The following is a 24,165-nucleotide window of genomic DNA, read 5'->3' as shown; positions in this document are numbered from 1 at the left end:
CGCCTGACGGACGTCTGCCCGTGCCCTGGCACGGTTCGGCGGCACGCGTCAGTACTGCGCCTGCAGGTGCTGCCAGAAGCCGTCGCGGAGCGCCCGCCGCAGGTGGGCGTGGCCGCGCAGCGAGCACTGGAGCAGGCGTTCCGCCTCGACGAGGAGGTCCTGGTCGACGGAGCCCGGCAGATAGGGCTGGCCGGGCAGCAGATCGGCGAGGGATTCCCGGCCCCGTGCCGCGAGCCAGGCCGCGGCGATCTGCGCGCCGACGAAGCGGACGTCCTCGCGTGAGGGGGTCGGGGTGTCGTCCTCGTACGTGGTGACGGGCCGCCGGGTGACGTAGGGGCGGCAGAAGTCGAGGTCGAAGGTGCGCTGGCTGTCGACCTCCCACAGCAGCGGCTCGGCCTGGTTGCGCCCTTCGGCGGCCTCGATGCCCCAGAGGTGCACGCGCGCCCCGTACCCCTGGGCCGCCTCGACCGCCGAGACCAGGTCCTCGTCGCCGCCGACCAGGGCCGCGTCGCTGATGGCGCGGTGGCGGGCGAGGGATTCGAGGTCGGTGCGGATGAGCGAGTCGACGCCCTTCTGCTGGTTGTTGGCGTTGAGGTTGCCGAGCCGCACCTTGACGTCGGGCAGCTCGGCGATGGCCTGCTGCTCGGTGGTGTGGATGCGGCGCCGGGCGCCGTCGTACCAGTAGACGCGCAGCAGCCTGCTGTCCGCGAAGATCGTGCGCGCCTTGTCGATGAAGGCGTCGATCAGCCCTTCGGCGTCGAGGTCGAAGGAGCGCCGGTCCTCGGTGCCGGTGACGAGCAGTCCGGCCGCGGCGTACACGTAGCCGGCGTCCACGAAGATCGCGTGCGTCGACGGGGTCTTGGCGACCTCCACGAGCATGCGCTGGAGCAGCTCGTTGGTGCGGTCCAGACGGGCGGCGAGATCGGCTCCCGCGCCGAGCCGGGGGTCCCCCTCGTTCATGCGGACCTCAAGGTCTGTGGCGCTGCGGTTACCACCGGGTACTTAGACATCCAAAAAATTTCCTTAGCGTAGGGAATGTTTGCAGGAGGCAACTCGTTGTCACCCATGTGGAACGCGAGGGAAACCTCGCGTTCCTAGTCTTGCCGGTGGGACGCCCCACCGGCGCCAGCAGTTCTCCAGCAGGAGGATCAGACGAAGGGAAGCCCTATGCGCTTCGAGATCATGCGCCTCGACGACGTCGACGGTACCGCCGTGGACAGCACCGTCGTGGACGCCGCCTCCGTCAACCGGATCGTGCGGCAGGCCGCGGCAACGGGCCAGCGCCTCTACATCCGGCCGGCCGACAGTCCGGCTTCGTAACGCCCGACGGGCCGATGCCCCCCGGTGAGGCCCGAAGGCCCGCCGCGTCGCGCCACTGAAGACGAAGCGCCCCCGTACGGAACGTCCGTGCGGGGGCGCAGTGCTGTGCGGGGGACCGCTTCCGTCCCGCCGGGTCAGGAGTCCTGGATGACCTGGGTGACGCCGTTGATGATCTGCTGGACGGCGATGGCGGAGAGCATCATGCCCGCGAGCCGGGTCACCAGCACCACACCGCCGTCCTTGATCACACGGATGATGACGAGCGAGTAGCGCATGGCCAGCCAGAGCACCACGTGCATGGCGACGATCGCGGACCACACCGAGAGCTGACCGCCCAGGCCGTCCGCGTGCTGCACCGCGAGGATGACCGAGACGATGGCGCCGGGCCCGGCGAGCAGCGGCATGCCCAGCGGTACGAGCGCCACGTTGACGTCCTTGGTCTGCGTCGGCTCGTCCGTCTTGCCGGTCAGCAGGTCGAGCGCGATGAGCAGCAGCAGGAGCCCGCCCGCGATCATCAGGGCGGGTACGGAGACGTGCAGGTAGTCGAGGATCTGCTGGCCCAGCACGCCGAACACGGCGATCACGCCGAACGCGACCATGACCGCCTGGAGCGCCATCCTGCGCTGCACCTTGGCGGGGCGGCCCGCGGTGAGCGCGAGGAAGATCGGTGTGATCCCGGGCGGGTCCATGATCACAAATAGGGTGAGAAAAAGGGATCCGAAGACAGCGACGTCGAACACAGTGAGCCTTGCGAGAGAAGAGTGGGCGGTACGGGGGCGGCGCGGGTCCGGGCGGCGGGCGCCGTCGTGCGTCGGGCACGCGACGGTACGCGCGGGCGCGCGGGGAAAAGGGTGGTGCGGTGGGTGAGAGCTAGCGGCGGACGGCTCCGCCGGCGCCCGGCACGGGGAAGGCTCCCGTGGCGCGCCGGGTGATCTCGCCGTAGATCTCGGGGTCGGTGGTGCAGGCGCCGAGCTCGACGGCCTTCCGGCTGCCGTGGTAGTCGCTGGAGCCGGTCGTCAGCAGGTCCAGTTCGCGGGCGAGGCCGCGCAGCCGGGCACGGGTGGGCCCGTCGTGGTCCATGTGGTCGACCTCGACGCCGTCGAGACCGGCGTCGGCGAGCGCGGCGATGGTGGACTCGGGAACCACCGCACCGCGTTTCACGGCCGCCGGATGGGCGAAGACGGTGACCCCGCCCGCGGCCTTCACCAGGCGGACGGCCTCGAAGGGGTCGAACTCGTGCTTCTCCGCGTACGCCCGACCGCCGTTGCCCAGCCAGTCCGGTGTGAAGGCGTCGGAGACGGTGGGGACGACGCCGAGGTCGACGAGGGCGGCGGCGACGTGCGGACGGCCGACCGAGCCGTCCCCGGCTATGCGGGCGACCTGCTCCCAGGTGATGGGGACGTCGAGGGCGCGCAGCTTGCGGACCATCTCCCGGGCGCGCGGCACCCGGTCGTCGCGGACGCGCTCGCGGGCCTGCGCCAGCTCGGCGTCGGCGGGGTCGAAGAGGTACGCCAGCAGGTGCATGCCCACGCCGTCGACGCGGCAGGACAGCTCTGCCCCGGTGACGAGGGTGAGCCCCTCGGGCAGGGCGTCGGCCGCCTCGCGGTGGCCGCCGACCGTGTCGTGGTCGGTGAGGGCGACGACGTCCAGACCCGCTGCGGCGGCGTTGGCGACCAGCTCGGCGGGGGTGTCCGTGCCGTCCGAGGCGGTGGAGTGGGTGTGCAGATCGATGCGCACGACGCGTGACTCCGGGGCTCGCGGGCGGACGGGGGACCGCTCAAGGATAACCGCCGCGCGCCCGGCCCCCGGCCGCGCTCAGCCCCGTGTGGGCCCGCCCCCGCCGCGCACATCGCCCCACCGCCCGCGTACGCCCCACCGCGTGCGTCCCCATCGCGCACTGCCCCTACCGCTCCCCCGTCGCCTGTCGCGGCGGCGCCTCCGGGGCGGTGAGCAGGCGGGGGGTGAGCGCGCCGCAGGGGACCAGGTCCACCTCTCCCCCGGCGTCCCGCAGGTCGGTCAGGACCAGTTCGTCGTACATCAGGAGCCCCGACTGCTCCGGCCACAGGATCGCCCAGAGCCACAGCCCCCGCGCCTCGCCGGCGAAGACGGCCCGGTCCTCCGGGGCGTTCCTGACGTGCCAGAGCGGGGTGGGGCGGCCGGCGGCGTGGACCTTGGCATCCGGAGCGGAGTCGATGTTCAGGTGGGGGCCGGGGTCCAGGCCCTCGATCCCGGCGTACCGGGCGCCGAGTCCGACGCCCAACTCCTCGGCCACGAGCAGCAGTTCACCCATGCCGCCCAGCGGGCCGGGTCCGGAGCAGGCCACGGCGGTCGCGCGACCGCCGCTGCGGTCGTCGCCCGCGCTGGCGACGCCGGTGAACAGCCAGCCCACCGGGAGCGGCCAGGGCATCCAGACGGGCACCCTGGCGCGGTGCACCACGACGCCGAGCGCCTCGACGCTCGGCGGGATGACCGGCTGCAGCGGGTGGACCTGGCCGTGCGCGGAGCACTGCCAGGCGTCGGCGAAGAGACCGGGCGCCCTGACCCGGCCACCGCACTTCGGGCAACTGGGTTCGCCCCTCATAACCACCAACCGTCCTCCCCGCCGGACGTCCCGTCAAGGACGATCACCCGTCCGCAGCGTGGCCTTGACCGGGGAAAGTAGATGTAGTTTGCATTTATTAGATTGTCTAACTTATTCTGTGCATAACGCATCGATCAGATGAGGCCGGAGGAGAAGGAGAGAGCCCATGCGGGGAGAAGATCCGTTCGACGAGGGAGCGACGGGAGCCAGGCTCCTGCGCCAGCCGAAGGCCGTCTGGGCGACGGCGGGCGCATCGGTGGTGGCCTTCATGGGGATCGGCCTGGTGGACCCGATCCTGCCGTCCATCGCCGAGGGACTGGAGGCGTCGCCGAGCCAGGTGTCGCTGCTGTTCACCTCGTACTTCCTGATCACCGCCTTCGCCATGCTGATCACCGGCTTCGTCTCCAGCCGCATCGGCGGGCGCAGGACCCTGCTGGCCGGCCTCGCGCTCGTCGTCGTCTTCGCCGCGCTCTCCGGCACCTCGTCCTCCGTCGGAGAGCTGGTCGGCTTCCGGGCCGGCTGGGGTCTGGGCAACGCCCTCTTCGTCTCGACCGCCCTCGCGGTGATCGTCGGAGCGGCGGCGGGCGGCAGCGCGGCGGCGATCCTGCTGTACGAGTCGGCGCTCGGCCTCGGCATGGCGTGCGGGCCGCTGCTCGGCGCGCTGCTGGGCGACGCGAGCTGGCGCTACCCGTTCTTCGGGACGGCGGCGCTGATGGCGATCGGCTTCCTCTGCATCGCGGCCTTCCTGAAGGAACAGCCGAAGCCCGCCCGCAAGACCTCCTTGCTCGACCCGGTGAAGGCGCTGGGCCACGGCGGTCTCGCCTCGGTGGCGGCCTCGGCCTTCTTCTACAACTACGCCTTCTTCACGATCCTGGCCTTCACGCCGTTCGTGCTGGACATGACCCCGTACAAGTCGGGGGCGGTCTTCTTCGCCTGGGGCCTGCTGCTCGCCGTCTTCTCCGTGCTGGTCGCCCCGCCCCTCCAGCGCCGATTCGGCTCGCTCAGGGTGCTCGGCGTCTCGCTCATCCTGCTCGCCGCCGACCTGCTCGTCCTCGGGTACGGGAGCCACACCACGGCGATCGTCGCCACGATCGTCTCCGGCGCGTTCATCGGCATGAACAACACCGTCTACACCGAGCTGGCCCTCGGGGTCTCGGACGCGCCGCGCCCCGTGGCGAGCGCCGGGTACAACTTCGTCCGCTGGTTCGCCGCGGCCGCCGCCCCCTTCCTCGCCCCGAAGATCGAGGAGTGGACCGACGTCCACATCCCGTTCGTGGTGGCCGCGCTCGCCGCCACCGTCGGAGCGGTCGTCGTGGGCGTCCGGCGTACGGCGCTGACCCATGAGGCGGAGGAGCTGGAACCCGTCCACGCCAGGGAGGACGGCGTCACGGCGCTCGCCGACTGACGGCCCGTGACCCGGTCGGGCCGGGGGCGGCGGCACCGCGGTCGCCCCCGGCCCGACCGGACTCGGCACGGCGGCACGGCCGCCGCCCCCGGACCGGCCCGCCCCGGTCGGCGGCGCGTCCCCCGCGCCGCGCCCCCGCCGGACTCAGTCGAGCGGTACGGACGCGCGGAACGGGTCGCGCAGGTCCGCACCGTGCGTCAGCCAGCGCTCCTGGAGTTCCTGCGCCCCGCGCACCCGCTTCCAGGCGGCCTCGTTGTGCGTCATCGGCAGCAGCGGCAGGAAGCGCACCGGGTCCATCGGCTCGTCCAGCTCCAGGTCCTCCACCAGGCCGCCGGACTCCGCGACCAGGACGGACGTGAACGGCGCCTCGGGCCACAGCGGTTCACCCAGGTCCAGCGAGGCGCCGGGGGCCACGATCACCCCCTCGACCTGCGGGGAGGCGGCCAGCACGGCGAGCGGGCGCAGCACCTGATCGGTGTCGGCGAGCCCGCCCCGTACGGAGAGGACCAGCTCGGCGCGCGGGCCCTTCACCGGGTCGGCGAGCGGGGAGGTCGGGTCGGCCATCGGCGCTCCCGACATGCCGAGCGTCGCGTACCGCACGATGTCGCCGTCGAGGAAGCGCAGCACCTGGATACGGTCCGTGCCGAGGAACGTCACATCGGCGCGGGCGTCCGGCTCACCGAGCGCGGAGACGAGCCGGGCCTCGACCAGCGCGAGAATTTCTGCCATGCCGCGAGCATAGATCGCGTAGCGAATGGGCAAAGTACGGGATTGGGCCCGGGACGGCTGATAGCCTGGCCGCCGGTCGGGACAGCACGCAGAAGCGTCGCTCTTCTTCGTCCCGACGACACGTCGTCCCTCACGGGGGACCGGCCGGAGGAGGTGGGGACTGCCATGGATCCAAGTCGACCGTGCAGTACCGACCACTCTTCCGCGCCCCGCATGTCCCGTTGATCCGACACCTCGCCGGTCGCCCGGAGCCGACATCGCCGTCGCCGCCGGACGACTCCCCGACAGCGGTTCGCGTGACGGAAGAGCCCCTCGTTTCTGCCTGCCTGCAACGCATTTTGCCTGTCTGTAGCGAACGCCGTCATCGCGCCCGCGCGGTGCCGCCCGCTTTGCGGACGTGAGCGCACGTCCCCATTCCGGGCTGTTCCACGCCCTCGCCGACGGCCCTCCGTGAAGGAGCCAGCCATGTCGATGATCCGTGACCTGCGCGCCGCCGTGCGCCCGTCCCTGCGTCCGTCCTTCCGTAAGAACAGCGGCGCCCCGTACAGCGCGTACGACGCCACCCGCGACCCGTCCGCCTCCAGCGCCGTCGTCGACTGCGCGGTCTACCGCGACGGCCGCCGGCTGGCCGCGCCCGCGGCCCCGACGCCGCACGAGGCCATGCTCCAGGTGCGGGAGGAGGGCGGCTTCGCGTGGATCGGTCTGCACGAGCCGACCGATGCCGAATTCGCGGGCATCGCCAGGGAGTTCGGGCTGCACCCGCTGGCGGTCGAGGATGCCGTCCACGCCCACCAGCGGCCCAAGCTGGAGCGGTACGACGACACCCTCTTCACCGTCTTCAAGACGATCCACTACGTGGAGCACGCCGAACTGACCGCGACCAGCGAGGTCGTGGAGACCGGCGAGGTGATGTGCTTCACCGGCCGGGACTTCGTCATCACCGTCCGGCACGGGGGCCAGGGCTCCCTGCGGGCCCTGCGCCACCGCCTCCAGGACGACCCGGAGCTGCTGACCAAGGGCCCTTCCGCCGTGCTGCACGCGATCGCCGACCACGTGGTCGACGGGTACATCGCCGTGGCCGAGGCGGTGCAGGACGACATCGACGAGGTGGAGATCGATGTCTTCTCCACACCGGCCAAGGGCTCCGCACGCGGCGCGGACGCGGGACGGATCTACCAACTCAAGCGCGAGGTACTGGAGTTCAAGCGGGCCGTCTCCCCGCTGCTGCGGCCCATGCAGCTGCTGAGCGAGCGCCCGATGCGGCTGATCGACCCCGACATCCAGAAGTACTTCCGCGACGTCGCCGACCATCTCGCGCGGGTCCAGGAAGAGGTCATCGGCTTCGACGAACTGCTGAACTCGATCCTCCAGGCGAATCTGGCGCAGGCGACCGTCACGCAGAACGAGGACATGCGCAAGATCACCTCCTGGGCGGCGATCATCGCCGTGCCGACGATGATCTGCGGCGTCTACGGCATGAACTTCGACCACATGCCGGAGCTGGAGTGGAAGTACGGCTATCCGCTGGTGCTCGGCGTCATCGGGGTGGTCTGTTTCTCCATCCACCGCATCCTCAAGCGCAACGGCTGGCTCTGAGCGCAGGTGCCCGGTCCCTGGCGTCGCGCCACCGTCGTCGCCCGGCAGGCGGCGATGCGACGCCAGGCCCTAAGCTCGCGCCCATGACTGACGCCGCCGATCTGCTGGAGAGGGCCCTCGCCGAGGAGGCCACGAAGAAGTCCGGTCTGGTCTGGGTGCGGGCCTCCGGGCCCGCCCGTGCCGTCTGGCACGTCTGGCACGAGGGGGCCGCGCTCCTGGTCGGCGGCGGCCCCGGTGAACAGCCGCTGCCGGAGGGCCTGGCCGACGGGGGCCGCGCCGAGGTGACCGTACGCAGCAAGGACAAGGGCGGCCGGATCGCCGCCTGGACCGCGACGGTACGTTTCCTGGCACCGCGCTCCGAGGAGTGGGAGGCGGCGGTCGCCGAGCTGAAGGGCAAGCGGCTGAACGCGCCGGACGCCGAGGCGATGCCCGAGCGGTGGGCGCGCACGTGCACGGTGGCGCGGCTGACGCCCGAGACGGTCGGTACCGCCCTCCCGGACACCTCCCTGGCTGCCGCCCCGCTGCCGACCCCGGCCACCACCCGGAACGCCGTCCCGCCGGCGCTCCCCCGGCTGCTGCTGAAGCGTCGCCGGAAGGGCTGAACCGCTGTCCGGCGCGACGGGCACGACGGGCCGGGACGCGGGCCGCGCGCTGGGGTCCGGACCCGGCCGGCCGAACCGGCCCCCGCGGCCCGCCGCCGGACGTCGCGTCAGCCGGCGGACTTGGGGAGCTGGCCGCCGTAGTCGACCGTGTCGCTCTCGTCGGGGGCCTCCAGGGGGAACGCCCGGCCCCAGTCGGCCAGCGAGACCGTACCCCCGCCGCCGCCGCGGGCCACCCGTACGGGATACGGCCGGTCCTCCAGCGAGACGTCGAAGGCCCCGCCCTCGCCCTTGCCGCCCAGGAGCTGGATGGTGCGGTGCCCGGCGACGGTGTCCCGGTCGCCCTTGTTGACCTTGCCGTGCAGCGCCAGGAGTCCGTCGAGCAGGATCTTCTTGTCGGTGAAGCCGCGCAGCCGCTGGTAACTGGGGTCGTCCTCGGGGACCTTCACGTACTTGCCGCCCAGCTTGTCGGCGGCGGCCACGTCGGCGGGCCCGCCCTCGTCGCCGCCGTCCTCGTGGGACCAGAACTCGGCAGGCGCCTTGAGGAACAGCTCGTCGCCGATCCGCAGCAGCGCGAAGCTCAGCTTCTTCGAGGACACCGAGCCCATCCCGCCCTGCGCGTTGAGCTTCATGTCCAGCCGGTAGGTGCCGCCCTTGCTGACCAGCGTGCCCGACAGCCGTACGGCGCTCGCCGCGTCCGCCGCCGCTCTGGCCTTCTCGTCGATCTCGGCGGCGGAGAGTTTCGCCACGCCGTTGGTCCCCTTGTCCGGGTCCTCCTCCGTGCCGCAGGCGGCCAGGGCCACGGTGAGCCCTCCGCACAGCACCAGAGCGAGAGCGGTCCGGCGATGGTTCCGCACGGCCGGGGCAAAAGAGGTCACGGGCGCACTGCCTCTCCACTGCGATCGGGGGTAGCAGACGGCAGCGTACCTGGGGAGCGCGCACCGTCCGGCAGCCAGCCGTACGGACGGGTCCGCCGGGGCGCGGTGCGATGGTACGGGCTAGCCTGATCCCGGCGTACCGGCGAAACACGCTGGTCGGCGCGGTCCGGCTCACGCCGATCGGCGCGGACCCGGCCACACCGGCGGCGCGGCCGGGTGCGGACGCACATCGACACGGACGGACGAAGGAGGCGGCGGATGGCTGCGGTCACACACAGGGTCTTCGTCTCCCACCTGTCCGGGGTGCCCGTGTTCGACCCGAACGGGGACCAGGTCGGCCGGGTCCGCGACCTGGTGGCGATGTTGCGGGTCGGCGGACGCCCGCCGCGCATCCTGGGCCTGGTGGTCGAGGTGATCAGCCGGCGGCGGATCTTCCTGCCGATGACCCGCGTGACGGGCGTCGAGTCCGGCCAGGTCATCACCACCGGCGTCGTCAACATGCGGCGCTTCGAACAGCGGCCCACCGAACGCCTCGTCCTCGGCGAGTTCCTGGACCGCCGGGTGCGGCTGGTGGACGGCCATGGCGAGGAAGGTGAGGAGGTCACCGTCCTGGACGTGGCCATCCAGCAGCTGCCCGCCCGCCGCGACTGGGAGATCGACAAGTACTTCGTCCGCAAGGGGCGCGGCGGGGCGCTGCGCCGGAAGGGCGAGACGCTGACGGTGGAGTGGTCGGCGGTCAGCGGCTTCTCGCTGGACGAGCACGGCCAGGGCGCGGAGAGCCTGGTCGCCACGTTCGAACGGCTGCGCCCCACCGATGTGGCCAACGCCCTGCACCACCTCTCGCCCAAGCGCCGGGCGGAGGTCGCGGCCGCCCTGGACGACGACCGGCTCGCCGACGTCCTGGAGGAGCTGCCCGAGGACGACCAGGTGGAGATCATCGGCAAGCTCGCCGAGGAGCGGGCCGCCGACGTCCTGGAGGCGATGGACCCCGACGACGCGGCCGACCTGCTCTCCGAGCTGCCCGAGGAGGACAAGGAGCGGCTGCTGGAGCTGATGCGCCCCGACGACGCGGCCGACGTGCGGCGGCTGCTGTCGTACGAGGAACGGACGGCGGGCGGTCTGATGACGACCGAGCCGATCGTGCTGCGGCCGGACGCCACGGTGGCCGACGCGCTGGCGCGGGTGCGCCAGCAGGACCTGTCGCCGGCGCTGGCCGCTCAGGTGTACGTCTGCCGCTCCCCCGACGAGACCCCGACCGGCAAGTACCTGGGCACGGTGCACTTCCAGCGGCTGCTGCGCGATCCGCCGTTCACCCTGATCAGCTCGATCGTCGACAGCGATCTGGTGCCGCTGTCGCCGGACACCCCGCTGCCGACCGTCACCAGCTATCTGGCGGCGTACAACATGGTCTCGGCGCCCGTGGTGGACGAGAGCGGTTCGCTGCTGGGCGCGGTGACCGTGGACGACGTGCTGGACCACCTGCTGCCCGACGACTGGCGCGAGACGGATCTGCACGGGGAGGAGGGGATCGGGCATGGCGGGCGATGAGCGGGCGAAGGCGGCCTCGACCGGCTCCTCGGGCCTGGTGCGGCCCCCGCGCACCCGGCTGGACCAGCCGAAGGACCCGCGCCGGCGGCTGCTGCCGGAGTACGACCCGGAGGCGTTCGGCCGGTTCTCGGAGCGGATCGCCCGCTTCCTGGGGACCGGGCGGTTCATCGTCTGGATGACCCTGACGATCATCGTCTGGGTGGTGTGGAACATCTTCGCCCCGGAGCATCTGCGCTTCGACGAGTACCCGTTCATCTTCCTGACCCTGGCGCTCTCGCTCCAGGCGTCCTACGCCGCGCCGCTGATCCTCCTCGCGCAGAACCGGCAGGACGACCGCGACCGGGTCACCCACGAGCAGGACCGCAAGCAGAACGAGCGCTCCATCGCCGACACCGAGTACCTGACGCGGGAGATCGCGGCACTGCGCATGGGCCTGGGCGAGGTCGCCACCCGCGACTGGATCCGCTCGGAACTCCAGGACATGGTGAAGGACATGGAGGAGCGCCGGTGGGCGTTCCCGGCCGAGAGTGACGAAGGCGACCGCTGACGGGCTACCCGCGCGTAGGCCCTCGCGCCGTAACATCGTCGGTATGGCTACGGAAGACGCGGTGCTTGAGGCACTGGCGACAGTGAACGACCCGGAGATCCACCGCCCGATCACCGAGCTGGGCATGGTGAAATCGGTCGAGATCGATCCTGACGGTGTAGTCGCTGTCACGGTGTATCTCACGGTCTCCGGCTGCCCGATGCGCGAGACGATCACCCGGAACGTGACCGAGGCGGTCGCCCGCGTCGAGGGCGTCTCGCGGGTCGAGGTGACCCTCGACGTGATGAGCGACGAGCAGCGCAAGGAGCTGGCGAGCTCGCTGCGCGGCTCCAGCGCCGAGCGGGAGGTGCCCTTCGCCCAGCCCGGTTCGCTGACCCGCGTGTACGCGGTCGCCTCCGGCAAGGGCGGCGTCGGCAAGTCCTCGGTGACGGTGAACCTCGCCGCGGCGATGGCGGCGGACGGGCTGAAGGTCGGCGTCGTGGACGCGGACATCTACGGGCACAGCGTGCCCCGGATGCTCGGCGCCGACGGCAAGCCCACCCAGGTCGAGAACATGATCATGCCGCCGTCCTCGCACGGCGTGAAGGTCATCTCCATCGGCATGTTCACGCCGGGCAACGCACCCGTGGTGTGGCGCGGGCCGATGCTGCACCGGGCGCTCCAGCAGTTCCTCGCCGACGTGTACTGGGGTGACCTGGACGTCCTGCTGCTGGACCTGCCTCCGGGCACCGGCGACATCGCGATCTCGGTGGCGCAGCTCGTGCCGAACGCGGAGATCCTGGTCGTCACGACCCCGCAGCAGGCGGCGGCCGAGGTGGCCGAGCGGGCCGGTTCGATCGCCGTGCAGACCCACCAGAAGATCGTCGGCGTGGTGGAGAACATGTCGGGCATGCCGTGTCCGCACTGCGACGAGATGGTCGACGTGTTCGGCTCGGGCGGCGGTGCGCGGGTGGCCGAGGGGCTGACGCGCACGGTCGGCGCCGAGGTGCCGGTGCTCGGCTCGATCCCGATCGACGTACGGCTGCGCGAGGGCGGCGACGAGGGCAAGCCGGTCGTCCTCTCCGACCCGGACTCCCCGGCCGGCAGCGCGCTGCGGGCGATCGCACGGAAGCTGGGCGGCCGTCAGCGCGGCCTGTCGGGCATGTCGCTGGGGATCACCCCCCGCAACAAGTTCTGACGCCCGGCGCCTCCACGGCGCACGGCACACGACAGGGCGGGCCGGTGGTCATCCGGCCCGCCCTGTCGTTCCGTGTCGCCGGTACGCGCGAACGCCGCCCCGCGGCACGTGACCGCCGTCCGCGCGTCGTCGCGCGTACGTCGTCGTCACACGTAGGTCTCGATGTCCTTGATGGCCGCGAAGCCGAGACCGTACGCGCTCATCCCCCGCCCGTACGCCCCGATGTGGACGCCCTCGTGGGCGGAGCCGGCGAGGACCCACCCGAACTCGGACTCCCGGTAGTGGAACTGCACCGGCACCCCGTCCACCGGCAGCGACAGCGTCGTCCAGGGCGCGCTGCCGAGGTCGTCGGCGAGGGTGAACGCCGTCTCGGTCTGCTGGTCCAGCCAGTCGTCGCGCAGGGTGTGGTCCATCTGGGCCGGCCAGGTGTACGCCAGCAGTCCGGAGCCCGCGAGCCAGGCGGCCGAGGACACCGTGGTGGCGTCCAGCACGCCCGTACCGTCACCGCTGCGGCGCACCGGGCTCGCGGCCACGGTGATCACCGCGGCGAACCGCTCCTTGTCGGCCGAGGCCCCGTCCGTCTTCACGGACGGCTCGTCGCCGTGCCCCGTCGCCCCGTGCTGGACGGTGCCGTCCGCCGCGGTGCCGACCTGCATCAGCCAGCGCGGACCGGTGAACGCCTCGTCCAGCCCGTACCAGGGGAAGGTCGCCTTCAGATAGCCGTCGACGCCCCGCCGGGCGGCGCGGGCCTTCCGCGGGGTCTCCTCCGCCATGGCCGTGCCCGGAACACCGTCCGTATCAATCCGACTCGTCGTCTCCATCTGCGCGGCCGCCTCCTCGATCAGTCATGATCCGGAGCGGCCCGCCCCCCGCGGGCTCGGGCGTCCTCGCAACCGGACAGATGGAGAATAGCCATACTGTCCGGACCAGCCGGGATTGACCGGGGTCAGGTGGCGTCTGCGTCGAACGGCGGGCGCTCGGGCCGGTCCTGCCGCGGGGTCTTCTTCAGCAGGTCAGGAGCGGTGTCGTCGGTCTTGGTCAGACGGGTGGAGCCACCGCCGCCGACCGCACCGTCCGCCGCACTGTTGGCGGTATCGGAGGCGGCCGGGGTGCGGCCGTTGACCGCGTCGGTGACGTCGGCCAGGTCCTTGCGCAGGTCGAAGCTCTCGCGGATCTCCTTCAGCCCCAGGTCGTCGTTGCCGTCCATGAGCTGCTTGCGGACGAACGTCTTGGGGTTGAGGTCCTCGAACTCGAAGTCCTTGAACTGCGGGCCGAGCTCGGAGCGGATGTCTTCCTTGGCGCTGTCCGAGAACTCGCGGATCTTGCGGATGGTGCGGGTGACGTCCTGGATCAGCTTGGGCAGCTTGTCGGGGCCGAAGACCAGCACGGCCAGCACCCCGAGCGTCAGCAGCTCCAGTGCGCCGATGTCATTGAACACCTTGTTGCTCCTCGTGTTCTCCGCGTGTTCTCCGTGCGATCCCGGCCGGGCTCCCCGACGCCCGGACCGCTCAAAGGTACCTGTCGAAGGTGTCCGGGCGGTACCTCGCGGTGGACGTCAGGGGCTGGGACGCCGTACGCGTGCCAGGGCTTCTCGGGCGGATCGTGCCGGGCGCACCGCCCCGGCACGACCCGAGCGAGAGGTCCTAGCTTCCGCTCGCGGAGCCCAGGGTCAGGGTCACGGTCCGTTCGCTGCCGCCGCGGGTCAGCTCGAGGTCGAGCTCGTCGCCGGGACGGCGGGCGCGGATCTTCACGATCAGCTCCTCGCCGCTGTGCACCCGCTGGCCCTCGACGTGGGTGATGACGTCGCCGGACCTGATGCCCGCCTCGGCCGCCGGACCGTCCTCGGCGACGGCGGGTCCGCCGTCGGCGTCCTTCGTGCCGACCTTGGCCCCGTCGCCGGTGTACTTCATGTCCAGCGTGACGCCGATCACCGGGTGGGTGGCCTTGCCGGTGCTGATCAGCTCCTCGGCAACGCGTTTGCCCTGGTTGATCGGGATGGCGAAGCCGAGGCCGATGGAGCCGGACTGACCGCCGGACTCGGGTCCGCCACCGCTGTCGGCCGCCCGGATCGCGCTGTTGATGCCGATGACATGGGCGCGGGTGTCGACCAGGGGGCCGCCGGAGTTGCCGGGGTTGATCGGGGCATCGGTCTGGAGGGCGTCGACGTAGCTGATGTCGCTGCCGTCGCCCTTCTCGCCGCCCGCGGTGATCGGCCGCTGCTTGGCGCTGATGATGCCCGAGGTCACGGTGTTGGACAGGTCGAAGGGCGCGCCGATGGCCACCACCGGGTCGCCCACCTGAACGTTGTCGGAGTTGCCCAGGGGCAGGGGCTTGAGCCCGGACACCCCGCGCACCTTGACGACGGCCAGGTCGTAACCGCTGTCCTTGCCGACGAGTTCGGCGGAGGCCGTTTCTCCGGTGCTGAACGTCACGGTGATGTCCCCGCCGGTCCCGGCCGGGGCGACGACGTGGTTGTTGGTGAGGATGTGGCCCTGGCCGTCCAGGACGAACCCGGTGCCCGTGCCGGACTCGGCGGCGCCGCTGACGTGCAGGGTGACCACGCTGGGCAGGGCGCTGGCGGCGATCCCCGCGACGCTCTCGGGGGCCCGGTCACCGTGGTCGCGGCCCGCCTGCGGCAGCTCGACGGTGGTCAGGCCGCCGTTGCGCTCGACGTACGCGCCGACCCCGCCGCCGATGCCGCCCGCGACCAGGGCCAGCAGGAGCGCCCCCGCGAGCGTCCCGCCCCGCCGCTTCTTCCGCCGGCCGGGCTCTCCGCCCTCGGGACCGGTCCGGCTCAGCGGCCCCGGGGCACCCCACGGGTCGTACTGGAGCCACTGCGTCTGCTGCTGCGCCGGGGGCGGAGCCGGGGCCGGATGAGCCGCGGGTACGGGATGTGCCGCCGACGCCGGGTGCGGCCCCTGGTGCTCGGGAGCGCCGGGGGGCGGCTGCGCCGCGTGGGGAGCGGCGTACTGCGGGGCGGGCCCCCCGGCCCCCGGCGGTACGACGGTGCCGTGCGCCGGGGTCGGCCGCTGCACCGGCGGGGCGGGCGCCCACGGTCCGGGGCCGCCGTAGGGCGGGGTGCGGTACTCGTCGGGCTCGTGCAGCGGCGGCCCGGACGGTCTCGGGTGCGGAACCTCCTGGCCGGGCGCGTCCGCCGGGACCGGGGCGGCGTCCTGCTGATCCGGAACGGCCGGAGCCGGGACCTCCGGGACGGGGGCCTGTACCGGGGCCTCCGGTGCCGGGGTCTGCGCCGGGACGGTCGGAGCAGGGGCCGCCGCGACGGCACGGGCGGCCGGGGCCGCCTCTGCGGGGTCCTCCACCACCGGGGGCTCCACGGGGGCGGTCCCGGTGTCCGATTCGATGCGGTCGGCGCGGCGCGCCGTGGGGCGGCTCCACCACTTCGCCTGCGGCCCGGTGGGCTTCCCGTCGTCCATGCTCTCCCCGCAACTGGCCTCTGTACGCCCCCGGAGGCGTTCCTGAACGGAATTCAACCAGGTCGTCGAAGCTCCGTGCAGGGTCCGGTCAGGGCCGGGGGGAAAGCGGGCTCGCCAGATCGTTGGCGGGCACGCGCGGGAGCGACGCCGAGGAGGCCGTCTTCGGCTTCGTCCCGCTGCCGAGCGCCGTCAACGGGGCGCCGGAGGCGGCCGGCCGTACCAACGGCGGCACGGACACATTGAGCACGGGGAGCACGAAGGGGTGTCCGCCCGAGGCCGGGCCGCCGAACAGCAGCGGCGCGGCCGGCGGAACCTGCCGGTTCACGGGAGGGGTGGCGGCCGGGGCCGCCGGGGCCTTCCCGGTGAGCGCGGGATGCACGCTGTCCGTGCCGGCCGGGGCGGTGCCGGAGGGACGTCCCGTCCGCAAGGGCTCGACGCCGCCGGCCGGGGCGAGCGCACCGCCGCTCCGGCGGCTGACCGCCTTGGCGCCCTTCTCCGCGCGGGTCTCCGCGTCGAGTGGGGAAACGTTGTTCCCGGTGCCCTCGGCCCGCAGTGAGGGCTCGGGTCCGGAGTCGAGCGGCAGGGAGCCGCCGAGCGCGATGGCCGCGAGGGAGACGGCGCCGGCCGCCGCGAACGCGAAGCGCCGCCCGCGCCACGCGGAGCGGTCCGCGTCGCGGGCCACCTCGTGTATGCGGAAGACGGATCCGGAGACGGGCCGCCCCGGCAGCACGGCACCGGCGCCGTGCGCGGCGGGAACGTACCCGAAGCCGTCGAGCGGGGAGGGCGCGGAGTCGGCGCGGGTGCTGCCTCCGGAGGGCCGCAGTGCGGGAAAGAACTCCTCCGCGAAGGGGCTCCGGCCGCCGAACGGCGCGCCGGAGCCGGCCCCGTCGCCTCCAGGACCGCCGGGAAGGCCCTGGAGGCGGGCCAGGAACCCCTCGGAGGGCGAGGGTGAGGCGGACATGGCGAAGGCGCTCTTCAGGCGGCGCTGGGCGTCGGCCTCGGCCTTGCACTTGGCGCAGGTCGCCAGGTGGGCCAGGACCCGCTCGCGGGCGTCGTGTTTCAACTCGCCGTCGACCAGTGCGGCGAGCCGGTCCCCCAGGTGCGCTTCGGCAGGGGTGGGACCGGTCGGACCTGTGCCGCTCACGCCAGTCCGCCCTCCCCCGCCAGGATCGCGTCCGCCAGGGAGCGCTGCTCGGCGCGGGCCTCGGGCGAACGGTGCTTGAGCGCCTTGCGCAGGTGCGAGCGCCCGCGGTGGATACGGCTGCGGACGGTGCCGAGCTTCACCCCGAGGGTCGCGGCGATCTCCTCGTAACTGAGGCCCTCGATGTCGCAGAGGACGACGGCCGCACGGAACTCGGGCGCGAGGGTGTCCAGCGCCTGCTGCACGTCGGCGTCGAAGTGGGTGTCATTGAAGACCTGCTGCGGGGACGGCTCCCGGCTGGGCAGCCGCTCGGCCGCGTCGTCGCCGAGCGAGTCGAAACGGATGCGCTGCTTGCGCCGGACCATGTCCAGGAAGAGATTGGTCGTGATGCGGTGCAGCCAGCCCTCGAAGGTGCCCGGCGTGTACGTCGACAGCGAGCGGAACACCCGGACGAAGACCTCCTGGGTCAGGTCCTCGGCGTCGTGCTGGTTTCCCGTCAGCCGGTAGGCGAGGCGGTACACGCGACCGCTGTGCGTGCTGACGATCTCTTCCCATGAGGGCGGGGTCCACGCCTGAGAATCCGCATCAGAGGCGAAGGTCGCGGTCGGTGCGGAGTCTTCGGAAGAACGGTCAGCGATGTCGGTCACGGATTTCGGCTCACCGGCCGACCTGAGAAGGCGCCGCAGCATCCCTCCCCGGTCCACAGGCGCAGCCGCACCTCCCCTATCGGCTCTGGTGGTGTCCAGTGGAGCCCCTACCATAGCCACCTCGCCCGTTAGCTCCGGATAAGCCTTTTCCCTGATGGGGCCGGGCGTCGCCCGGGTCTTCGGCTCAGCTCGGCGGCCCGCTCCGCGGTCCCGGTCGCTGCGCTTTCCCCACGCCTTGCACAACGCCCGGTCCCATCTGCGGGTTCCCGCGTCCAGCGGATACAGTCACCGTTGCGCCAACTACGGGGACAGGAGAGGGTCATTACCGCCAACCGGCAGACGAGCTGGGCGTTCGCCGACGCCTTTGTCGCCGAGGACGAAGCACTGCACGTGGCCCGGGAGCGGGCTCACGAGCTGGGACTTCGCCCGGTGACACCGGGCACCGGCGCCGCGCTGCGCCTGCTGGCGGCCGCCGCGGACGCCAAAGCGGTGGCGGAGATCGGTACGGGCACGGGCGTGTCCGGCATGTATCTCCTGCACGGAATGCGGCCGGACGGGGTGCTGACCACCGTGGACCCCGAGCCCGAGCGCCAGCAGTTCGCCCGGGAGGCGTTCCGTGCGGCGGGCTTCGCCACCAACCGGGCCCGGTTCATCCCCGGCCGTGCCCTGGACGTCCTGCCCCGGCTGGCGGACGGCGGCTACGACCTCGTCTTCTGCGACGGCGACCGGCTGGAGAGCCTCGACGTGCTCGCTGAATCGTTGCGCCTGCTGCGCCCCGGCGGGCTGGTCTGCTTCGAGGGGGTCTTCGCGGACGGCCGTACGGTCGACTCCGCGGCCCAGCCGGCCGAGGTGCTGCGGCTGCGGGAGCTGCTGCGCGCGGTGCGCGAGAGCCAGGAGCTGATGTCGACCCTGCTGCCGGTGGGCGACGGTCTGCTCTGCGCGGTCCGGCGCGGCTGAGCCCGCCCGGCGGGCGGAAGCGCGTACGCCCGCGGGGCACGTGGGGTCTCCCCCGGCCGCACGACGCCCGGACGCACCTCTGCCCCGGTACGGAGTTCCGTACCGGGGCAGAGGTGCAGGTGATGGGCGTTCCGCGTCAGCCGACGACCTTCTTCAGCGCGTCGCCGAGGGCATCGGCCTCGTCCGGAGTCAGCTCGACAACAAGCCGACCGCCGCCTTCGAGCGGAACGCGCATGACGATGCCCCGCCCCTCCTTTGTCACCTCGAGCGGGCCGTCGCCCGTCCGCGGCTTCATGGCCGCCATGCTCGTTCCCCTTCCTGAAACCAGCTCAATCGCAACCGGCGGCCCCATGACAGGCGCTGCCTCACCGGCATCGAACACATTGCTTCTTCGCCATTATCCCGCATCAACGACCCCGATGACCAACATCGGTCTGCATCGCTTGCGCAACGCGCTCTCGCAAAACCACCCAATTCGGCAATCCAGCTGCGATACTGCGCGGCTCCGGACCCCCTGGCGGGAGCCGATCGTTAGACACAGGTCACATATCTGCCCAGCTCCTGATCGGCCATGCTTGCCTCTTGTGGCAACGATGCCCGAGCAGCGAGGGGATACCGGAATGGCCGACGAGCCGGCGAACACCGTCCTGTACGACGTGAGCGAGGGGCTCGCGACGATCACGATCAACCGACCGGACGCGATGAACGCGATGAACACCGCGGCGAAGGTCGCGCTCCGGGACGCGCTGCTCGCGGCGTCGGCGGACGCGGGGGTGCGGGCCGTTCTGCTCACGGCCACCGGGCGCGCGTTCTGCGTCGGGCAGGACCTCAGGGAGCACGTCGCCACGCTCGCCGCCACCCGCGAGTCGGGCGGCGGGAACGCGCTGAGCACGGTCCGGGAGCACTACAACCCGATCGTGCGGGCGATCACCGAGATGGCGAAGCCGGTCGTCGCCGGGGTGAACGGCGTCGCGGCCGGGGCCGGGTTCGGGTTCGCGCTGGCGGCCGACTACCGGGTCGCCGCCGACAGCGCCTCCTTCAACACCTCCTTCGCGGGCGTCGCCCTCACCGCCGACTCGGGCGTGTCCTGGACCCTGCCCCGGCTCATCGGGCAGAGCCGCGCCGCCGACCTGCTGTTCTTCCCGCGCTCGATCTCCGCACAGGACGCGCTGGAGCTGGGCATCGTCAACCGGGTCGTCCCGGCGGCCGAGCTGGCCGAGCAGGCGGCGGCGGTGGCCCGCACCCTGGCCGCCGGCCCCACGGTGGCGTACGCGGCGCTGAAGGAGTCGATGGCGTACGGCGCGGGGCACACGCTCGCCGAGACGCTGGAGAAGGAGGACGAACTCCAGACGCGGGCGGGCGCGTCGCAGGACCACACCATCGCGGTGGAGGCGTTCCTCGCCAAGGAGAAGCCGGTCTACCTCGGGAGGTAGCCGTTCAGCGTGGCGCGCTGCCTCCGGCGCGCGCCACGCAGTCCGCGAGATGGTCGTCGACCAGTCCGCAGGCCTGCATCAGCGCGTAGGCGGTGGTGGGGCCGACGAAGCGGATCGAGCGCCTCTTCAGCTCCTTGGCGAGCGCGGTGGACTCGGGTGTGACCGCCGGGACGTCCGCCAGGGTGCGCGGGGCGGGCCGGGCGGCCGGGTCGGGGGCGTAGGACCAGATCAGCTCGTCCAGCTGCCCGGCCGGCCACGCGGCGAGCACCTTCGCGTTGGCGAGGGTGGCGTCGACCTTGGCCCGGTTGCGGATGATGCCGGGATCGGCCAGGAGCCGTTCCCGGTCGGCGTCGGTGAACTTCGCCACGGCCTCGATCCGGAATCCCTCGAAGGCGGTACGGAAGGTCTCGCGGCGGCGCAGGATCGTGATCCAGGAGAGCCCGGACTGGAAGGCTTCCAGGCAGAGACGTTCGAACAGGGCGTCGTCCCCGTGGACCGCCCGGCTCCACTCCGTGTCGTGGTAGGCGAGGTAGTCCTCGGCGGACAGGCCCCACGGGCAGCGCAGCCCCCCGTCCGGGGCGGGCACGGCTCCGCCGCTCATCGGCCGTCCTCCCCGGTGCGGTCGCGGCCGTCGGACTCCGTGCGGTCGCGGCCGTCCGTCCCGGTGCGGTCGCCCGGCTCGGGGTGCCGGCCGCCCTGCTCGGTGGGGCGGTCCTCCGCCGACTCGACGGGCCGGTCACCGGGAGCGGCCGGCTCGGCCGACCGCTCGTAGGGGGGCCGTTCCGCCGCCGCGGAACGGTCGCCCGGCTTCTCGAAGAGGCCGGTGCCCGTCGTCACGGCCGCCGCCCGGTCCCCGGCCAGGGCGGATTCCAGCTCCGCGATCCGGGCGTCGCGCTCGGCCAGCTCCGCGCCGAGCCGGGTCAGCGCCTCGTCGACGTCGGCCATCCGGTAGCCGCGCAGGGCCATCGGCAGGCGCAGCGCGTCGATGTCCGCCCGGCCGACCGGGCGGGCCGCGGGCAGCGGATCGGTGAACCGCTCGGGCGCTACGTCCTGGAGCACCGCGCTCCCGCCACCGCCGACCACCGCGAGGGTGACCGCGGTGACGACCACGACCATCGTGAGCAGCAAGAACCAGAACACGCGCATCTCCCCGGGGGCGGCAAACCTCGTCCGGCTCCGATCGTGCCATGCGGCACCGACAAGTCGGGCCCGCCCACGAAAGGCCGTAGGGTCGCAGCCGGACTATCTGAGGAGGAGAGACGGGATGCCGAGCGGTGCACTCAGGCTGGGGCGGCGGGAATTCGGTCCGCACGAACCGGTGATCATGGCGATCGTGAACCGGACCCCGGACTCCTTCTACGACCAGGGCGCCACCTTCCGCGACGAGCCGGCGCTCGCGCGGGTCGAGCAGGCGGTGGCCGAGGGCGCCGCGATCATCGACATCGGCGGGGTGAAGGCCGGACCCGGCGAGGAGGTGACCGCCGAGGAGGAGGCGCGCCGCACGGTCGGCTTCGTGGCCGAGGTCCGCCGCCGCCACCCGGACGTGGTGATCAGCGTGGACACCTGGCGGCACGAGGTGGGCGAGGCGGTCTGCGAGGCCGGGGCGGACCTGCTGAACGACGCGTGGGGCGGGGTCGATCCGAAGCTGGCGGAGGTCGCCGCGCGGTACGGGGCGGGTCTGGTGTGCACGCACGCGGGCGGCGCGGAGCCGCGGACCCGGCCGCACCGGATCGCGTACGAGGACGTGATGGCGGACATCCTGCGGGTCACACTCGGGCTGGCGGAGCGGGCGGTGGAACTCGGGGTGCGGCCGGACGGGATCATGATCGATCCGGGCCACGACTTCGGGAAGAACACCCGGCACTCGCTGGAGGCGACGCGGCGGCTGGAGGAGATGGCGGAGACCGGGTGGCCGGTGCTGGTGTCCCTGTCCAACAAGGACTTCGTCGGGGAGACGCTGGACCGGCCCGTGAAGGAACGGGTCATCGGCACCCTGGCGACGACGGCCGTCTCGGCATGGCTGGGGGCGCGGGTGTACCGGGTGCACGAGGTCGCGGAGACGCGCCAGGTGCTGGACATGGTGGCGTCGATCGCCGGGCACCGGCCGCCGGCGGTGGCGCGGCGCGGGCTGGCGTAGCCCGGCCGGCCGAGGGGCCCGGCGGCCCGGAAGGGCCGGCCGGGCTCGGCGTGCCTACCGTCCGACCTCCTTCGTCACCAGTCTCACCGCTTCCTCCACGTCGTCCGTCACGTGGAACAGCAGCAGGTCCTTCTCCGACGCCTTGCCCTGCGCCACCACCGTGTCGCGGAGCCAGTCGACCAGGCCGCCCCAGTAGGCCGTGCCGAACAGGACGATCGGGAAGCGGGTGACCTTGCCGGTCTGGACGAGGGTCAGCGCCTCGAAGAGTTCGTCGAGGGTGCCGAGGCCGCCGGGCAGGACCACGAAGCCCTGGGCGTACTTCACGAACATCGTCTTGCGGACGAAGAAGTAGCGGAAGTTGACGCCGATGTCGACGTGCGGGTTGAGGCCCGACTCGAAGGGCAGCTCGATGCCGAGGCCCACCGAGACGCCCTTGGCCTCGCGGGCGCCCTTGTTGGCGGCCTCCATCGCGCCCGGCCCACCGCCGGTGATCACCGCGAAGCCCGCGTCGACCAGGGCCTTGCCGATCTCCACGCCGGCCTCGTACTCAGGTGATCCGGCCGGGGTGCGTGCCGAGCCGAAGACGCTGATCGCGCTCGGCAGTTCGGCGAGCGCGCCGAAGCCCTCGACGAACTCCGACTGGATGCGCATCACCCGCCAGGGGTCGGTGTGCACCCACTCGGAGTCGCCCTCGGAGTCCAGCAGCCGCTGGTCGGTCGTGCCGGGCTGGACCTGCTCCCTGCGGCGCAGGACCGGGCCCAGCCACTGTTCCTCGGGGCTGACCGCGCCCTCGGGGACCTCCGCGCCGTCGGGAATCCGTGCGTCCTCGGCGTTGCCCATGTTGCGCTCCCTCCACCGACCTGCGTCGTGCTGGGTCGTACGTGTCGTGCTGCGTACGGCCAGCGTAGATCGGCGGAGGTTACGTACGGGGGAATGCCGTGCGTCAGCTGGTCAGCCAGGAGCGCAGCCGGTCCTCGCAGTGGGTGATGCGCTCGACGACCACGTGTTCGTCGCGCTTGTGCGCGTACATGGGGTCGCCGGGTCCGTAGTTCACGGCCGGGACGCCGAGCGCGCCGAAGCGGGAGACGTCGGTCCACCCGAACTTGGGCCGGGCGGTGCCGCCGACGGCGGTCATGAACGCTTGGGCGGCGGGGTGCGAGAGGCCCGGCATGGCGGCGCCGGAGTGGTCGTCGATGACCATCTCGTCGATCCCGCAGTCCGCGAAGACCTCGCGGACGTGGGCGATCGCCTCCTCCTCGGTGCGATCGGGGGCGTAGCGGTAGTTGACGACGACGGTGCAGGCGTCCGGGATGACGTTGGTGGCGACGCCGCCCTCGATGCCCACCGCGTTGAGGCCCTCGTGGTATTCGAGGCCGTCGATGACGGGGCGGCGCGGTTCGTACGCGGCGAGCCTCGCCAGGATCGGGGCGGCGGCGTGGACGGCGTTGGACCCCATCCAGCTGCGCGCCGAGTGGGCCCGTTCGCCGGTCGTGCGGAGGTGGACCCGGAGCGTGCCCTGGCAGCCGCCCTCGACCTCGCCGTCGGAGGGCTCCAGGAGGACGGCGAAGTCCCCGGCGAGCCAGTCGGGGTGGGCCTCGGCGATGTGACCGAGGCCGTTGAGGTGTGCGGCGACCTCTTCGTTGTCGTAGAAGACGAAGGTCAGGTCGCGGTTGGGAACGGGGACCGTGGCGGCGATCCGCAGCTGGACGGCGACGCCGGACTTCATGTCGGAGGTGCCGCAGCCCCAGAGGACGCCGTTCCCGTCGAGGCGGGAGGGGACGTTGTCCGCGACCGGCACGGTGTCGATGTGCCCGGCGAGGACGACGCGCTCGGCGCGGCCCAGGTTCGTACGGGCGACGACGTTGTTGCCGTGGCGGTCGACGGTGAGGTGGGGCAGGGCGCGCAGGGCCGATTCGATCGCGTCGGCGAGGGACTCCTCCTCCCCGCTGACGGAGGGGAGGTCGACGAGCCGGGCGGTGAGCGCGGGTCCGTCCAGGGTGAGGTCAAGCGTGCTGTCGGCCATGGCCCCGACCCTA

At 72.4% G+C, this 24,165-nt stretch carries 26 protein-coding genes; 10 read left to right on the top strand and 16 right to left on the bottom strand.

Annotated elements, in window-relative coordinates; genetic code table 11:
- Positions 1-48: 48 nt before the first annotated feature.
- Positions 49-960, bottom strand: a complete 912-nt coding sequence (locus QFZ71_RS20725; protein ID WP_307669677.1) for an NYN domain-containing protein — start codon at positions 958-960, stop codon at positions 49-51.
- A 207-nt stretch (positions 961-1,167) separates the two neighbouring features.
- Between QFZ71_RS20725 and QFZ71_RS20720 the strand changes: the two genes are divergently transcribed.
- Entirely contained in the window at positions 1,168-1,320 is a 153-nt protein-coding gene (locus QFZ71_RS20720; RefSeq protein ID WP_307669676.1) for a hypothetical protein, read from the top strand.
- A gap of 134 nt (positions 1,321-1,454) precedes the next feature.
- Here the strand turns inward: QFZ71_RS20720 and QFZ71_RS20715 are convergent, their stop codons facing one another.
- The 3 genes from QFZ71_RS20715 to QFZ71_RS20705 all read right to left on the bottom strand — a co-directional run bounded on the left by QFZ71_RS20715 (position 1,455) and on the right by QFZ71_RS20705 (position 3,901).
- Positions 1,455-2,060: a MarC family protein gene (locus QFZ71_RS20715; RefSeq protein ID WP_307669675.1), complete on the bottom strand. Its 606-nt coding sequence runs from the start codon at positions 2,058-2,060 to the stop codon at positions 1,455-1,457.
- 130 nt (positions 2,061-2,190) lie between these two features.
- Complete coding sequence (locus tag QFZ71_RS20710) at positions 2,191-3,057, bottom strand: PHP domain-containing protein (RefSeq protein WP_307669674.1); 867 nt, start codon at positions 3,055-3,057, stop codon at positions 2,191-2,193.
- Positions 3,058-3,223: 166 nt separating this feature from the next.
- On the bottom strand, positions 3,224-3,901 hold the full coding sequence (locus tag QFZ71_RS20705) for a DUF6758 family protein (protein WP_307669673.1): 678 nt from the start codon (positions 3,899-3,901) through the stop codon (positions 3,224-3,226).
- 166 nt (positions 3,902-4,067) lie between these two features.
- Between QFZ71_RS20705 and QFZ71_RS20700 the strand changes: the two genes are divergently transcribed.
- Positions 4,068-5,306 carry an MFS transporter gene (locus QFZ71_RS20700; protein WP_307669672.1) on the top strand — a complete coding sequence of 413 codons (1,239 nt, stop codon included), beginning with the start codon at positions 4,068-4,070 and terminating at the stop codon, positions 5,304-5,306.
- Between the two features lie 144 nt (positions 5,307-5,450).
- Here QFZ71_RS20700 and QFZ71_RS20695 read toward each other — a convergent pair whose 3' ends face one another.
- The gene (locus QFZ71_RS20695; RefSeq protein WP_307669671.1) at positions 5,451-6,035 is read right to left on the bottom strand and encodes a suppressor of fused domain protein; all 585 of its coding nucleotides are present in this window, start codon (positions 6,033-6,035) and stop codon (positions 5,451-5,453) included.
- 465 nt (positions 6,036-6,500) lie between these two features.
- Here QFZ71_RS20695 and QFZ71_RS20690 point away from each other — a divergent pair, with 465 nt between their 5' ends.
- Both QFZ71_RS20690 and QFZ71_RS20685 read left to right on the top strand, forming a co-directional pair.
- On the top strand, positions 6,501-7,631 hold the full coding sequence (locus QFZ71_RS20690) for a magnesium and cobalt transport protein CorA (RefSeq protein WP_307669670.1): 1,131 nt from the start codon (positions 6,501-6,503) through the stop codon (positions 7,629-7,631).
- An 83-nt stretch (positions 7,632-7,714) separates the two neighbouring features.
- A complete protein-coding gene (locus QFZ71_RS20685; protein WP_307669669.1) occupies positions 7,715-8,233 on the top strand; it encodes a hypothetical protein in 519 nt (172 codons plus the stop codon).
- 107 nt (positions 8,234-8,340) lie between these two features.
- On the opposite strand, the gene QFZ71_RS20680 is transcribed toward QFZ71_RS20685, so the two are convergent.
- On the bottom strand, positions 8,341-9,108 hold the full coding sequence (locus QFZ71_RS20680; protein WP_307669668.1) for a hypothetical protein: 768 nt from the start codon (positions 9,106-9,108) through the stop codon (positions 8,341-8,343).
- Positions 9,109-9,366: 258 nt separating this feature from the next.
- On the opposite strand from QFZ71_RS20680, the gene QFZ71_RS20675 reads away from it, so the two are divergent.
- The 3 genes from QFZ71_RS20675 to QFZ71_RS20665 are packed head-to-tail and all read left to right on the top strand — an operon-like array spanning position 9,367 to position 12,380.
- Positions 9,367-10,656 carry a magnesium transporter MgtE N-terminal domain-containing protein gene (locus QFZ71_RS20675; protein WP_307669667.1) on the top strand — a complete coding sequence of 430 codons (1,290 nt, stop codon included), beginning with the start codon at positions 9,367-9,369 and terminating at the stop codon, positions 10,654-10,656.
- Positions 10,643-11,203 (top strand): DUF1003 domain-containing protein, encoded by a 561-nt coding sequence (locus QFZ71_RS20670; RefSeq protein WP_307669666.1) that lies wholly within the window; start codon positions 10,643-10,645, stop codon positions 11,201-11,203. Before QFZ71_RS20675 ends, QFZ71_RS20670 begins: the two co-directional genes overlap by 14 nt.
- Positions 11,204-11,246: 43 nt before the next feature.
- Positions 11,247-12,380 carry an Mrp/NBP35 family ATP-binding protein gene (locus QFZ71_RS20665; RefSeq protein ID WP_307669665.1) on the top strand — a complete coding sequence of 378 codons (1,134 nt, stop codon included), beginning with the start codon at positions 11,247-11,249 and terminating at the stop codon, positions 12,378-12,380.
- A gap of 146 nt (positions 12,381-12,526) precedes the next feature.
- On the opposite strand, the gene QFZ71_RS20660 is transcribed toward QFZ71_RS20665, so the two are convergent.
- The 5 genes from QFZ71_RS20660 to sigE all read right to left on the bottom strand — a co-directional run bounded on the left by QFZ71_RS20660 (position 12,527) and on the right by sigE (position 17,644).
- On the bottom strand, positions 12,527-13,201 hold the full coding sequence (locus QFZ71_RS20660) for a hypothetical protein (protein WP_307669664.1): 675 nt from the start codon (positions 13,199-13,201) through the stop codon (positions 12,527-12,529).
- A gap of 125 nt (positions 13,202-13,326) precedes the next feature.
- On the bottom strand, positions 13,327-13,818 hold the full coding sequence (locus QFZ71_RS20655; protein ID WP_307669663.1) for a sec-independent translocase: 492 nt from the start codon (positions 13,816-13,818) through the stop codon (positions 13,327-13,329).
- 205 nt (positions 13,819-14,023) lie between these two features.
- Entirely contained in the window at positions 14,024-15,814 is a 1,791-nt protein-coding gene (locus QFZ71_RS20650; RefSeq protein WP_307669662.1) for a trypsin-like peptidase domain-containing protein, read from the bottom strand.
- An 88-nt stretch (positions 15,815-15,902) separates the two neighbouring features.
- A complete protein-coding gene (locus tag QFZ71_RS20645) occupies positions 15,903-16,958 on the bottom strand; it encodes an anti-sigma factor (protein ID WP_307669661.1) in 1,056 nt (351 codons plus the stop codon).
- Entirely contained in the window at positions 16,955-17,644 is a 690-nt protein-coding gene (gene sigE, locus QFZ71_RS20640; RefSeq protein WP_228990526.1) for an RNA polymerase sigma factor SigE, read from the bottom strand. The genes QFZ71_RS20645 and sigE overlap by 4 nt, the downstream gene beginning before the upstream one ends.
- A gap of 249 nt (positions 17,645-17,893) precedes the next feature.
- On the opposite strand from sigE, the gene QFZ71_RS20635 reads away from it, so the two are divergent.
- Positions 17,894-18,559, top strand: coding sequence for an O-methyltransferase (locus tag QFZ71_RS20635; protein ID WP_307669660.1), 666 nt, complete (start codon positions 17,894-17,896; stop codon positions 18,557-18,559).
- Positions 18,560-18,695: 136 nt separating this feature from the next.
- Here the strand turns inward: QFZ71_RS20635 and QFZ71_RS20630 are convergent, their stop codons facing one another.
- Positions 18,696-18,863 carry a DUF3117 domain-containing protein gene (locus QFZ71_RS20630; RefSeq protein WP_003966491.1) on the bottom strand — a complete coding sequence of 56 codons (168 nt, stop codon included), beginning with the start codon at positions 18,861-18,863 and terminating at the stop codon, positions 18,696-18,698.
- Positions 18,864-19,179: 316 nt separating this feature from the next.
- Here QFZ71_RS20630 and QFZ71_RS20625 point away from each other — a divergent pair, with 316 nt between their 5' ends.
- The gene (locus QFZ71_RS20625; protein ID WP_307669659.1) at positions 19,180-19,992 is read left to right on the top strand and encodes an enoyl-CoA hydratase/isomerase family protein; all 813 of its coding nucleotides are present in this window, start codon (positions 19,180-19,182) and stop codon (positions 19,990-19,992) included.
- A gap of 4 nt (positions 19,993-19,996) precedes the next feature.
- Here the strand turns inward: QFZ71_RS20625 and QFZ71_RS20620 are convergent, their stop codons facing one another.
- On the bottom strand, positions 19,997-20,593 hold the full coding sequence (locus QFZ71_RS20620) for a DNA-3-methyladenine glycosylase I (RefSeq protein WP_307669658.1): 597 nt from the start codon (positions 20,591-20,593) through the stop codon (positions 19,997-19,999).
- A complete protein-coding gene (locus QFZ71_RS20615; protein WP_373465138.1) occupies positions 20,590-21,132 on the bottom strand; it encodes a DivIVA domain-containing protein in 543 nt (180 codons plus the stop codon). Before QFZ71_RS20615 ends, QFZ71_RS20620 begins: the two co-directional genes overlap by 4 nt.
- Positions 21,133-21,256: 124 nt before the next feature.
- Here QFZ71_RS20615 and folP point away from each other — a divergent pair, with 124 nt between their 5' ends.
- On the top strand, positions 21,257-22,129 hold the full coding sequence (gene folP, locus QFZ71_RS20610; RefSeq protein ID WP_307669656.1) for a dihydropteroate synthase: 873 nt from the start codon (positions 21,257-21,259) through the stop codon (positions 22,127-22,129).
- A 54-nt stretch (positions 22,130-22,183) separates the two neighbouring features.
- Here the strand turns inward: folP and QFZ71_RS20605 are convergent, their stop codons facing one another.
- Both QFZ71_RS20605 and dapE read right to left on the bottom strand, forming a co-directional pair.
- Positions 22,184-22,969: a TIGR00730 family Rossman fold protein gene (locus tag QFZ71_RS20605; protein ID WP_307669655.1), complete on the bottom strand. Its 786-nt coding sequence runs from the start codon at positions 22,967-22,969 to the stop codon at positions 22,184-22,186.
- Between the two features lie 103 nt (positions 22,970-23,072).
- Positions 23,073-24,152, bottom strand: coding sequence for a succinyl-diaminopimelate desuccinylase (dapE, locus tag QFZ71_RS20600; RefSeq protein ID WP_307669654.1), 1,080 nt, complete (start codon positions 24,150-24,152; stop codon positions 23,073-23,075).
- Between the last annotated feature and the right edge of the window lie 13 nt (positions 24,153-24,165).

This window comes from Streptomyces sp. V2I9, assembly GCF_030817475.1.
Lineage (GTDB): Bacteria > Actinomycetota > Actinomycetes > Streptomycetales > Streptomycetaceae > Streptomyces.
This window is presented reverse-complemented; position numbering and strand designations above follow the sequence as displayed.